8 protein-coding genes are annotated in these 12,728 nt (G+C 69.6%); 4 read left to right on the forward strand and 4 right to left on the reverse strand.

The features are described 5' to 3' along the window. Positions 1-12: 12 nt before the first annotated feature. Complete coding sequence (locus FJ887_RS06070; protein ID WP_137825963.1) at positions 13-870, forward strand: PHP domain-containing protein; 858 nt, start codon at positions 13-15, stop codon at positions 868-870. Positions 871-1,041: 171 nt separating this feature from the next. On the opposite strand, the gene FJ887_RS06075 is transcribed toward FJ887_RS06070, so the two are convergent. Continuing rightward, complete coding sequence (locus FJ887_RS06075) at positions 1,042-2,526, reverse strand: DEAD/DEAH box helicase (protein ID WP_140955189.1); 1,485 nt, start codon at positions 2,524-2,526, stop codon at positions 1,042-1,044. Positions 2,527-2,587: 61 nt separating this feature from the next. On the opposite strand from FJ887_RS06075, the gene FJ887_RS06080 reads away from it, so the two are divergent. Beyond that, a complete protein-coding gene (locus FJ887_RS06080; RefSeq protein ID WP_140955187.1) occupies positions 2,588-3,220 on the forward strand; it encodes a ferritin-like fold-containing protein in 633 nt (210 codons plus the stop codon). A 599-nt stretch (positions 3,221-3,819) separates the two neighbouring features. On the opposite strand, the gene FJ887_RS06085 is transcribed toward FJ887_RS06080, so the two are convergent. Beyond that, positions 3,820-4,044 (reverse strand): DUF3107 domain-containing protein, encoded by a 225-nt coding sequence (locus FJ887_RS06085; RefSeq protein ID WP_137825966.1) that lies wholly within the window; start codon positions 4,042-4,044, stop codon positions 3,820-3,822. A 169-nt stretch (positions 4,045-4,213) separates the two neighbouring features. After that, positions 4,214-4,813, reverse strand: coding sequence for a TetR/AcrR family transcriptional regulator (locus FJ887_RS06090; protein ID WP_232623565.1), 600 nt, complete (start codon positions 4,811-4,813; stop codon positions 4,214-4,216). A 75-nt stretch (positions 4,814-4,888) separates the two neighbouring features. Here FJ887_RS06090 and FJ887_RS06095 point away from each other — a divergent pair, with 75 nt between their 5' ends. Next, positions 4,889-8,215: a UrvD/REP family ATP-dependent DNA helicase gene (locus tag FJ887_RS06095; protein ID WP_140955185.1), complete on the forward strand. Its 3,327-nt coding sequence runs from the start codon at positions 4,889-4,891 to the stop codon at positions 8,213-8,215. Beyond that, the gene (locus FJ887_RS06100) at positions 8,215-11,346 is read left to right on the forward strand and encodes an ATP-dependent helicase (RefSeq protein WP_140955183.1); all 3,132 of its coding nucleotides are present in this window, start codon (positions 8,215-8,217) and stop codon (positions 11,344-11,346) included. Before FJ887_RS06095 ends, FJ887_RS06100 begins: the two co-directional genes overlap by 1 nt. Positions 11,347-11,483: 137 nt before the next feature. Here the strand turns inward: FJ887_RS06100 and FJ887_RS06105 are convergent, their stop codons facing one another. Further along, positions 11,484-12,704 carry an aminoglycoside phosphotransferase gene (locus FJ887_RS06105; protein WP_250786171.1) on the reverse strand — a complete coding sequence of 407 codons (1,221 nt, stop codon included), beginning with the start codon at positions 12,702-12,704 and terminating at the stop codon, positions 11,484-11,486. Positions 12,705-12,728 lie beyond the last annotated feature (24 nt).

Raw genomic sequence — 12,728 nt, forward strand, 5'->3', positions numbered from 1 at the left:
AGACTTGAGGGCATGGTCATCGATCTCCATGCACACACGGCGTTCTCGGACGGGACACAGAGCCCGTCCGAACTCGTTTCCGAAGCCTCGATGGAAGGCATCGACGTCGTCGGCATCACCGATCATGACACGACCGCAGGATGGGCTCCCGCCGAGGAGGCGGCCCGGGTGTACGGACTCGGCCTCGTCCGCGGGATGGAGATCTCGTGCCGTCACGAGGGGATCAGCGTCCATCTCCTCTCCTACCTCCACGACCCCTACGACACGGGTCTGGCCGGCGTCGTCGAGGAGACCCGGCGCGCCCGCCTCGACCGGACCCACCTCATCATCGACCGGCTCGCCGAGGACTATCCCATCGATATGGACGCCGTGCTCGCCGTCGCCGGTGAGGACGCGACGATCGGGCGCCCCCACATCGCCGATGCGCTCGTGGCCGCCGGCATCGTCGAGACCCGCTCGGAGGCGTTCGCCTCGATCCTCTCGAGCCACGGGAAGTACCACGTCACCCTGCCGACGATCGACCCGATCACCGCGATCCGCCTCATCGCCGAGGCGGGGGGAGTGTCGGTCTTCGCCCATCCCCGGGCGGCGATGCGCGGTCTCGTCGTCTCCGATTCCGCGATGGCCGACTTCATCGCCGCGGGACTCGACGGCCTCGAGGTCGATCACCGGGACAACCCGCCGAACGAACGCGAGATCATGCGCAGGCTCGCCCACGACCACGACCTCATCGTCACCGGGTCGAGCGACTATCACGGAACGGGCAAGCCCAACCGTCTCGGCGAGCATTCGACGTCCGAGCACATGCTCGCCGAACTCCTCGACCGTGCCGCCGGCAGGCCCGGGGGAGTCGAGTTCATCCAGGGGTGAGCGCGGGGTTCCGCGCCCTCGATCACGCGATAGTGCGGATGTGGGGGCGTGCACGGCCCGCTCTCTGCGCTATCGCTTGATCGAGCGGGTCTCAACAGGTGCGGGCTTCTCCGACAGACGACGAACGCCCCGCCGCAGGTGACTGCAGGCGGGGCGTTCGTGGTGCCGTCCTCACTCGGTGCCGGTGTCCGAGGCCTCGGCACGGCTCGTGCGACCGACGGGTTTGCCGCCGCGGGTGCGACGACGCTGCCGGGTGCGGCGGGGCTTCTTCGCATCCGCGTCGGTCGCGGAGTCGCCTCCGCGGGAGTCCGAGGAGTCGCCTCGGCGAGAATCGGACGAACCGCCTCGGCGGGAATCGCTCTTCTCTCCGCTGCGTCGACGACGGGCCGGGCGCTTCTCCTCACCGACGTTGTCGGAGGACTCACCGTGCTTATGGGGCAGACGTCCCTTCGTCCCCTTCGGGATGCCGAGGTCGGTGAAGAAGTGCGGGGAGGTCGAGTACGTCTCCGCGGGCTCGTCGTGCTCGAGGCCGAGGGCCTTGTTGATGAGTCGCCAGCGGGGCATGTCGTCCCAGTCGACGAGTGTCACGGCGGTGCCGGAGTTGCCCGCGCGACCGGTGCGGCCGATGCGGTGGACGTAGGTCTTCTCGTCCTCAGGCGACTGGAAGTTGACGACGTGGGTGACATCGTCGATGTCGATGCCGCGGGCGGCGACGTCGGTGGCGACGAGGACGTCGACGGTGCCGTCGCGGAAGGACTTCAGCGCCTTCTCCCGCTGCGCCTGCCCGAGGTCGCCGTGCAGCGCCCGGACGGCGAAGCCGCGGTCGGAGAGTTCGGCGGCGAGCTTGTCGGCGGTCCGCTTCGTACGGGTGAAGATGATCGTCCGCCCACGGCCCTCGGCCTGGAGGAGGCGGGCGACCATCTCGCTCTTGTCCATCGAGTGCGCGCGGTAGACGAACTGCGTCGTGTTCTTGCCCGTCAGCGACAGGTCCTCGTTGTCATGGGCGCGGATGTGGGTGGGGCGATTCATGTAGCGGCGGGCCAGGGTGATGACGGCGCCGGGCATCGTCGCGGAGAAGAGCATCGTCTGCCGGTTCGCGGGAACGGCGTTGATGATCCGCTCGACGTCGGGGAGGAAGCCGAGATCGAGCATCTCGTCGGCCTCGTCGAGGACGACGGTGCGGACCTTGTTCAGCTTGAGCACCTTGCGGCCGTAGAGGTCGAGGAGGCGTCCGGGAGTGCCGACGACGACATCGACGCCGGCCTTGAGAGCGTTGATCTGCGGATCGAAGTCCTTGCCGCCGTAGATCGTGATGATGTCGATGTCACGCTGACTCGACGCGGTGACGAGGTCCTGGGCGACCTGCTTGGCGAGCTCGCGGGTGGGGACGACGACGAGCGCCTGCGGCAGGCGCTGACCGGCGTCGGCGCCTCCGTCCTCGTCCTTGCCGACCACGCGCTGGAGGAGGGGAATGCCGAAGCCGAGCGTCTTGCCCGTTCCGGTCTTCGCCTGCCCGATGATGTCGGCGCCCGAGAGCGCGACGGGAAGCGTCATCGCCTGGATCGGGAACGGGTGGGTGATCCCGGCCGCTGCCAGGGAGGCGACGATCGGTCCCGACACCCCCAGATCAGCGAAATCGGCGTCTGTGTCCGCCATGTCTCAAACTCCTTTTGGCGCCTTCGCGCCCGTGCTGGATGCGAACCGGTACTCTTGAGCTATGCCCGATTCTTACCCCTTGGCCAGTACTGATGCTGCAACGCTTGCGCTGGTCGCGTACGGTGAGCTCACCGCCTTCGAGAGAATGGCGACCAATGCGTCCACGGCTGTGGAGCTCGACGACACGGTGACGCTGTCACGGCTGGCATCGCACTCATTCTCGCACTTCGAAGAGCTCTCGCAGCGCATCAGTGAGTCGGGCCAGGATGTGATCGAACTCTGCAGGATCTTCGAGCCGACATTCTCCGTGCTGGCGGAGAGGACTCGTCCCCGTGACTGGTACGAGAGCCTCATGAAGGGCTTCGTCTTCGACGGGATCATGAACGACTTCTATCGCATGGCGGCCGATAAGCTCGCAGAACCCGAGCACAGCCTGGCAATTGCTGTTCTCGATGATACACGGGCCGCCGACTTCGTCCGCAATCGGCTGACCGCCGACGTCGGCGAGGACACGCAGCTGGCCTCCCGGCTCGCCCTGTGGGGACGCAAGCTCGTCGCCGAGACCCTCGGCCGCGCCCGGCACCTGCTCACCGACCCGGTCCTCGGCATCGACGAGGCCGTCATCGTCGAGGCGATCCCCGCGGTCACGGCGAACCACTCCCGCCGGATGTCGGCCCTCGGACTCGTCGCGTAGGCGCACGGGTCACGGGTGCGGAGGCACTGAGGTGCTGAGGTGCTGAGTTTCTGAGTCCCGGTGTGCGCCGGATCGGCGGCGTTTGTGCGCCGCATTGATGGCGATTTCGGCGCAGATTCCACCCCGAATGTTCCGCACAATGCGTCACTGGGCGAGGTGAGGCGGCTGAGGTGGTGTCGTCGGAGGCGCTGAGGAGTTGGGGGGGGCTGAGCCACTGAGTCTCTGAGGCGCTGAGTCCCTGAGACGTCGAGGCGCTGAATCACGGTGTGCGCCGGATCGGCGGCGTTTGTGCGCCGCATTGATGGCGATTTCGGCGCAGATTCCACCCTGAAGGTTCCGCACAATGCGTCACTGGGCGAGGTGAGGCGGCTGCGGTGGTGTCGTCGGAGGCGTGGCAGTCGGGAAGAGGCCCGGTCTGTGCAGACCGGGCCTCTTCTCATCGGCACTTCTCGACTCCGCGGAAGACTCGACGCCTCGATAGACAAGTCGCCTCGGAAGAGAGGGACTTTCAACCGCTGGAGCGTCACGGTCCCTGAGGGCCAGGACCGCTGGGCCGTCGCGGTCTCTCAGGACCAGGACCGCTGGACCGAAGTGGTCCCTCAGGCGACGCCGAAGCCGACGCGGCGGGAGGTCTCGCTGCCGAGTTCGATGTAGCCCAGCGCCGTCGACGGCACGAAGACCTGGCGGCCCTTCGTGTCGGTGAAGGTGAGCAGAGCCTCGGCCTTGACCGCTTCCTCGATGCGCTTGGCGAGGTCCTGGGCGGACTCGTCCGTGTCGAGGACGATCTCACGCGGGGACTGGCGGACGCCGATCTTGATTTCCATTGTTCTCCTTAACGCGGTGGTAGTCGTCTTCAGCTTAACGTTCGCTTCGCCCCGGTTTCTTCCCGCCTCGCAGGGGTCGGCGCTCGGCTCTCAGCGAACGCGAACGAGCTCAGCGGGTGCGTCGCTTGGCCCGCTTTCGGCTGCGGGCGGGCAGCGTAGGGCGGCCTGCTCAGCGGGTGTGGGTTGCGAACGAGGAGAGTCCGCCCCAGCTCATCTGGGTGAGCAGGTCGACGGTCGCGTCGATGTCGAGTTCGTGGGTCGCCTCGATCTGCTTGATGACGACCTCGGCGGTGCCGATGAGCGTGCGGCACAGCAGGTCTGCGTCCGCGTCGTCGAGATCGGTGAAGCTCTGGAGGGCACTGACGATGCGGGCGACGGTGCCCTCGCGCATCGTGCGCACGCGCTGCTGGGCCTCGGGTTCGTAGACATCGGAGTTGAAGAGGATGACGAACTCCTCGCGGTGGGAGATCGCGAAGTCGAAGTAGGCCCGGTAGGTCGCGCGGATGCGCTCGCGGGGGTCGTCGGTCGAGTTGAGCGCTTGCGCGACCTGTCCGGCCAGGTGCGCGGCCGAGTGGTCGATGAGGGCGAGGTAGAGGTCCTGCTTCGACGCGAAGTGCTGGTAGAGGACCGGCTTCGACACGCCGGCCTCCTCGGCGATCGTGTCCATCGACGTCGTGCGGTAACCCCGATTGGCGAACACGGCGCGCGCCACCCCGACCAACTGGTCACGGCGCTGTTCACGGGGCATTCTCTGCTGCGGACTCGGCATCCCCCAATCCTACGCGAATCCGCCCCGTGACCCGGGAGCGAACACCGTGTCTGTGGCACATGATGGAATACGGGTATGGATGACCTGGCACCCGATCACTCGGCGACGCTGTCCGCGGCGTTGCTCAACCGCGAATCCGCTGCCGTCATCGGGCGGCCGGGGACGGGGAAGACGACGCTGCTCGAGGCGGTCTACGGCCGCCTCGTCGAGTCCGTCGATCCCTCCTCGATCCTCGTCCTCACCCCCAACCGCGACCATGCCGACGTCCTGCGCAACACGCTTCCCGTCCCCGCCGAGGCGATCCTCCGGGCCGCTCCGGCCCGCAGCATCTCGTCCTTCGCCTACGGCATCGCCCGCGCCGCCCACGCCACCCGCACCGGGGAGGAGCTCGAGTTCGTCTCGGGCGCCGACCAGGACGTCTTCCTCGCCGATCTCCTCGCCGGCCACGAAGCCGGTCACGGACGCACCCCGACCTGGCCATCCGACATCACTGCCGAGGTGCGCGCCACCTCGGCGTTCCGCACGGAGATCCGCGACGTCCTCAACCGGGTGATGGAGTTCGACTTCGGGGTCCGTCTGCCGCCCGCCGACGTACACGGCGAGTACGTCTTCGATGCCGGCCGCAGTGCCCTGGCGCGGGTCCTCGCGACCCACCCCGACCCGCGGTGGGAGGCGGTCGCGGCGGTGCTCGAGGAGTACCTCGGGATCATGAGCATGCCCGGCTACGGTGGCATCGATGCGGCGACGGTGCTCGCCCGCGCAGCCTTCGAGATCCTCCGTGAACCCGCCGAGGTGACCGCCGGGCGGCCGTGGTCGTTCTCTCCCGATCGGGTTCCCTCCGTCGTCCTCGCCGACGGGGTCCAGGACTTCCCCTCCGCCAGCTGGGGCGTGCTCGAGCAGCTGCGCGAGCGCGGGGCAGCGCTCGCGCTCTTCGGCGCCCCGGAGACGGTGACGGGCCGCTTCCACGGGGCCGACGCCTCCGTCCTCGACCGGGCGGCCTCGGATCCCCGGTTCGCCACTGTCGTCCTCGACCGTGTCGTCGACGCCGATGCCGAGCTCGCGGCCGTCACCGACGGCTTCGGCGCGCGGATCACCACCCGGTGGGGACTCGGGCACATGCCGCGCCCGCTCACGCCCGCCGCAGACGGCGCAGAGGGTGCGGTGGGCCAGGACACGGTCGGGGAGTCCGCGGCGGGCGAACCGGAGGTGCCCGAATCGCCGTCCGCGCCTGGAGCGTCGACTCACTCGCCGCCGCGTGAGGAAACGGCTGCCCCCGGCGGGTCGGAGCTCACGGCGAACGATGCCGTCGAGACCCACGTCTTCGCCGGCGCCGCGTCGGCTCACCGCTACCTCGCCCGACGCATCGCCGAGTACGTCGCCGCCGGGCACTCCCACTCCGACGTGGCCGTCATCTGCCGCAACGCCTCGACGGCACGGGTGACCGCGGGCGAACTCCGCGCGGCGGGCACGCCGACGGCGACGATCGTCCAGCCCCTCAACGTCGACCCGGCGACCGCGCCCCTGCTCGACCTGCTCACCCATGCGCCCGGCCTGGCCGACGACGACACCCTCACCCGGGTCGCACTGTCCCTGGCCGGCAGCGTCTACATCCGCCTCGACGCCGTGCAGCTGCGCCGCTTCCGCCGCCTCGTCCGCAGCGCCTACCCGGCCGCGGACAGCACGGCGTCGCTCGCCCTCGCCCTCCGCGACGCTCCGGCGGACTCACCGATCCCAGGGCTGTCGACGCTGGCCCGAATGCTCCGTGCCGCCGCCGACCACGTCGATGCGGACCCGCACACCGCGCTCTGGGCGATCTGGGAGGCCGCCGGCGTCGCCGAACGCTGGCAGGCCGAGGCGCTGCGGGACCCCGATGGGATCGCCGGAGCCCACCTCGACTCCGTGCTGCGCCTGTTCACCCTGGCGGAGAAGATCACCGACCGAGGCGGGTTCACCGCCCGCTCGTTCGCCGGCATCGTCGCCGAGCAGGACATCGCCCAGGACTCGCTCGCCCGCTCCTCCGGGTTCGCCGACCACGTCCAGGTCGGCACCCCGGCCTCGCTCGCCCACCTCCGGGTGCCGTGCGTCATCATCACCGACGTCAACGAGGGGGTATGGCCCAACCCGAAGCTGCGCGGCGGCATCCTCGGACTCGGTGATCTCACCGCGCTCCTCGCCGGCGACGGCCCCGTCACCGCGGACCCCGGCTACCACGCGCACGCCAAGCGCACGAACCTCCGGGAGGAAGCCGAGCTCTTCTACACCGCCCTGACACGGGGCCGGGACCGGATCATCGTCACCGCGCTCTCGGACTCCGAGTCCGCGCCCTCGGCGTTCTTCGACGTCATCGCCGCAGCCACGGCACGCGGAACCGCCTCGACCGACGGATACACCCTCACCGACGAGGACGAGCTGCCGCCCCTCGACCTCGCGGAGATCGCCGCGCTGGCCCGCTCCCAGCTCCTCGAGGCCGCCCGCGACGCCGCAGGTGAGGGCGACGAGCCGGCGGCGGCCGCGGACTGGGCGGCACTGTCGGCGGCGCTGACCGCCGCGGTCCCCGGGTCGCGCGCACCCGGACAGTGGCGGGAGGCCGAGGACGTCACCTCGACGACACCGCTGTTCACGGCCGACGACGACGTCACCATCTCCCCGTCGCAGGTCGAGACGTTCTCGGACTGCTCGCTGCGCTGGTTCCTCACCCGCCACGGCGGCGACCGGGGAGGGACGACCGCACAGAGCATCGGCACGATCCTCCACGCCGCCGCCGAGCACCATCCCACCGGCCCGACCTCGACGATCAGGGAGTACGTCGAACGTGAGTTCGCGACCCTCGAGTTCGCCACCGACTGGGAGCGCGAGCGGGAGCACACGGCGGCGATGGCCATGGTCGACCGCCTCGGCGAGTACATCGCGGACGCTCCCGGGGAGGTGCTCGGCGTCGAAGCCCAGGTCCATGCCACCGGCGTCGACGACCTCGGGCAGGAATGGACGATCACGGGTCGCCTCGACCGGGTCGAATCGACAGCCGACGGGGTGCGCATCGTCGACTTCAAGACAGGGCGCACCGTTCCCGCCGGCGCCGACATGCCCCGGCACGCCCAGCTGGGCGTCTACCAGGAGGCCGTCGACACCGGGACGCTGACACTGCCCGACGGCAGGGTCGTCGACGTCGACGCCGTCGGTGCCGAACTCGTCTTCCTCCGCCGGACGAAGTCGACGAAGCGCCTGCAGGGTGCGGTGAGTGCCGACGAGGACCCGGAGTGGGCGCGCGAGCTCATCGGCGAGGTCTCGACGAGGATGCGCTCCGCGGACTTCCCGGCCCGCGTCGACCCGCCGAAGTGCCTGAGCTGTCCCGTGCGATCGTCGTGCCCGGCGATCGGCCCCCACATGCTGGAGGATTCCTGATGAGATTCAGCGCCGACGACCTCGCTCGGCTCACCGCCGCCGATCCGACGCGGGCGTTCGGTCCGAGCCCCGAACAGCAGCGCATCATCGAAGCCGACCCCGGCCAGACGATGAAGGTCACCGCCGGTGCCGGATCGGGCAAGACCACCGTCATCTCCCAACGCGTCGTCTGGCTCGTCGCCAATGGGCACGTCGCCCCCGAGGAGATCCTCGGCCTGACCTTCACCCGCAAGGCCGTGGGGGAACTCGGCAGCCGCATCCGGGTGCTGCTCTCGCGCCTGCGGCACAACCTCGGCGAGGGCAGCGACCTCGGTCTGCCCGGACTCGACTATCCGACGGTGTCGACGTACAACTCGTATGCGGCGGCGATCGTCGGCGAGCACGGCGCGAGCATCGGCATCGAACCCGAGACGGTGCTCCTCGACGAGGCGGGTGCCCACGCGATCGCCGCCGAGGTCATCGATGCCGCGTCCGCCGACGCGGTGCCCGGCAGCTACGCGAGGGACACGATGATCGCCGACATCATCGCGTTCGCCGGTGCGATGAACGACCACGGCCGTGATGTCGCCGAGGTGACCGACTACCTTGAGGCGTGCCTGGGGGCCCTCGTGTCGAGCAAGGGCAAACCCGTCGACCCGAGCGGTCGACGCCGGAAGCTCGAAGAGAAGATCCGCACGGCGGCCCTGGCCGGGGAGTACATGAGCGCGAAGCGCCGCCACCTCGCCATGGACTTCTCCGATCAGGTGCGGTTCGCCCAGCGCATCGTCGACGAGGTGCCGCAGGCCCTGGCGGCGGAGCAGGCGAGGTGGAGGATCGTCCTCCTCGACGAGTTCCAGGACACCTCCGTCGCGCAGCTCACGCTGCTCTCCACCCTGTTCTCGTCGACGGCGGTGACCGCCGTCGGCGATCCCCGGCAGGCGATCTACGGGTGGCGCGGAGCCAGTGCTGACAACATGATCCGCTTCGACGCGGACTTCACCGACGTCGAGTCGCTGACCCTGAGCACGAGCTGGCGCAACGATCGGACGATCCTCGACGTCGCTAACCGGGTCGCCGACGGGCTCACCGGCAGTCGGGAGACGCCCCTGACGACCCGCCCCGACGCCGGTGTCGGCGATGTCGTCGTCGACGTCTCCTCCGGCGCGCACGACGAGTCGTTCCTCACTGTGGGACTCCGCTCGCTCACCGAATGGGCGGCCGGACTGCCGGAAGGTGCCTCGACTGCGGTGCTGTGCCGCAAGCGCGCTCACTTCGCCGCAGTCACCGCCGCGCTCGAGACCGCGGGCTTCGCCGTCCACGTCCATGGATCCTCCGGTCTGCTCAGCGACCCGTACGTCGCCGACCTGCGGGCCGTGCTCAGTGCCGCGGTCGATCCGATGGCCGGGGATGAGCTCATGCGGCTGCTCAGCGGGCGGCTGCTCGGCCTCGGCGCGACCGACATCGCCGCGCTCTCGACCTTCACCCGACGCCAGGCGAAGGGTCGGGAGACCGCAGCGAGGGAGCAGGCCGCAGGCGCCGGGGGAGAGCTGCTCGCCGAAGCCATCGATGTGCCGACGATCGTCGAGGGCCTCGACGAGCTCATCGACACTCCCGCGACGCGGGCCACCGAACTCAGCGACACCGCCCGCGAACGTCTCGTTCGCTTCGCCCGGGCCCTGCGCGCGGTGCGGGCGGGTACCGGCACACTCACCTCGGTGGTGCGCACTGCGCTGACGGAGACGGGCATCGACTCCGACATCTGGGCGCTCGGCGACGCTCTGCGCCGAGTCCATCGCCAGGCGATCGACGGGTTCCTCTCCGCCGCCGCCCAGTACTCGGCGACCGCCGAGCGACCGAGTGTGCCCGGCTTCCTCGAATGGCTCTCGCTCATGGAGGTCAAGGATGCGCTGAGCGCCGCCGAGCCGACCGTGGCGCCGGGAGCGATCAACGTCATGACCGTCCACGCTTCGAAAGGCCTCGAGTTCGACGCCGTCGCCGTGCCCTCGCTCGTCGTCAAGGACTTTCCGACCGAGCCCCGGGACAAGGAGGGGTGGATGGGACGCACCGCCCTGCCCTATCCGCTGCGCGGCGATCGCCGGCACCTCGTCGACTACGACCTGCGCAGCGCCGAGTTCGAGACGAAGAAGGAACTCGACGAATGGGTCAGCGAGTTCATCAAACCGGCCGTGGCCGACGCGCACGAGCAGGAGGAGCGGCGGCTCGCCTACGTCGCGTTCACCCGTGCCAAGCATCATCTCTGGCTCGGCGCCGAGCTCATGGGATCCCGGTCGACCCCCGACGAGCTCTCCCCGTTCCTCCGTGAGGCCGCCGAGGCCGCAGGGCTGGACCCGGAGATCCCCGACCCGGCGGAGGAGTCCGCGGCGGACCGGATCGAGACGACGGTGTGGCCGGTGCCGCGCACCGAACGGGTCGCCCTCGCCGAACGCGCCGGGCGCTGGGTGGAGGCCGCCGGTGACGTCGACCTGGAGACCCTCGCGCGCGGAGACTCCCCGGTGGCCGTCCTGGCCAGGCGCGCCCAGGCCATACTCCGTGCCCAGGAGCCGGCCGCGGACGGACGACTGCCCGACCGTCTGTCGACGACGGACATCGTGTCATGGCGGCGGGATCCGGAGGAGTTCCGCACGCAGACGCTGCGTCCCGTGCCCGAACCCCCGAGCCGGGCGGCGGAGATCGGCACGAGCTTCCATGCCTGGGTCGAGCGGCACTTCGGACAGGCGAGCATCGACATCGATGAGCTTGAGACGGTGCGGCCGGCCGACACGGCGCAGCTCACGCGCTTGCAGGAGACGTTCCTCGCCTCGGACTTCGCCCGTCGGCAGGCGGCGGAGATCGAGATGTCCTTCGAACTCGTCCTCGGTCGGTTCCGGGTGCCCGGGAAGATCGACGCCGTGTTCATCACCGGTGACCACGCCGAGGTCGTCGACTGGAAGACGTCGAAGAAGCCGAACGCAGAGACGCTCGAGGTGATGAAGTGGCAGCTGGCGCTCTACCGGTTCGCCGTCCAGCGGGTCCACCCTGAAGTCACCGAGGTGACCGGGACGTTCTACTTCGTCGGCAGCGACGATGTCGTCAGCTTCTCCGACCTGCCCGAGGAGGATGAGGTGATCGCATGGCTGGCTGCCCACGACTGAGCGCGAGCGAGCGGACGGACACGGCTTGATACGGGAGCACCGGAGGACAAGCGAGCGCGCACGAGTCTGAGCGCGTTCGAACCTGAGCGCACACGAGTGCGCGCGGGTCAGCCCTGAGCGCGCTCGAGTACGCGGGATCAGCTCCGCTCGGAGCTGCTCGACCGCTCAGTGCTGCGGGTCTCCGCTGCGTCCCCGGGCCGCTCTGTCGTCCGGGTCTTCGATGCCGCGCCAGCGTCGTCCGCGTCGGCGTCGTCGGCGTCGTCCGAGTCCGCAGACTGGCCCGCGGACTCGGGCGCGCGCGTCGACGGACGTCGACTGCTCGCCGCGAGAGGCTCACCGTCGACCGACCTGCCCGGGCCGGAGCCCGGTGACGGCGCGGCATGCGACCCCTCGGCCACATCGTCCGACGACACCGGCGCCGTCGGCACATCGGAGCCGTCAGGGTGCAGAAGCACCTGGTCGAAGGACGTGAGGAGGTCCGCGGCGTCCTGGATCGCCTCCTCGTCGCCGGAGTCGACCGCTTCGAGGAGCCAGTCGAGGACGGCGAACTCGGCGAGGAGTTCGGCTCGGGTGACGATGTGGTCATCGGCACGGGGCCGTGAGCTGCGGTACTCGGTGAAGAACGTCGGCACCGCGGCCGGATCGATGAGCGCCGAGGCGGCGGCCAGGTCGATCGCAGGATCCGAGACCCGGATCCGACCGATCTCCGAGAGAGCGAGCACCCGCTCCTCATCGGTGTAGACACTCGCTTCGTCGATGGCGCCGTGGATGGGCGTGGCGAGGAAGTGCCAGAGCGCGACCTTCTCGAACTCCTCCTCCCAATGCTGGAGGAGAGTCGACGGCACCCGCCCGGTGGCCGCGGCCTGATCGAGGCGGTCGAGGATCTGGAACTGGAAGCGGGAGGGCTCCTCGACGGGGAACCCGGCATCGGAGATCGGCTCCGGGGCGGCCGAGTGCAGCGTCGCCAGCGTCTGCGCGAGCGAACTCGCCCGTGCGATATCGGCGATCGGCTCGTCTCCGACCGGGGCGCCGGGAAGCGGATCAGCGAGGGTGACGGTGACCGCCTTCTCAGTCGCGAAGAGCGCAGGATCGACCTCGGTGATCGCCCGCAGATGCGGCCACGTGAAATCGGCGTGCGGGTAGGCGAGATCGTAGATCCGGGCCGCCTCGGCGATCGATCCGGTGTCAGCGGACCGGTCGACACGGGTGTGCGCCGTCGCCACGTACTCGGTCTCACCGTCGCCGATGAGAATCCTCACTCCTGCATCGAGGGAGGGCAGCGGTGTCCATGTCGTCGGGGAGAAGTCGTCGAGCATCGTCGCCGCGACCGCTGCCAACTTGAGCGCCTTCGTATCCACCCTTCCCAATCTACCGTCTGCGCC

The sequence above is a fragment of the Brevibacterium sp. XM4083 genome (assembly GCF_006489205.2).
Taxonomy (GTDB): domain Bacteria; phylum Actinomycetota; class Actinomycetes; order Actinomycetales; family Brevibacteriaceae; genus Brevibacterium.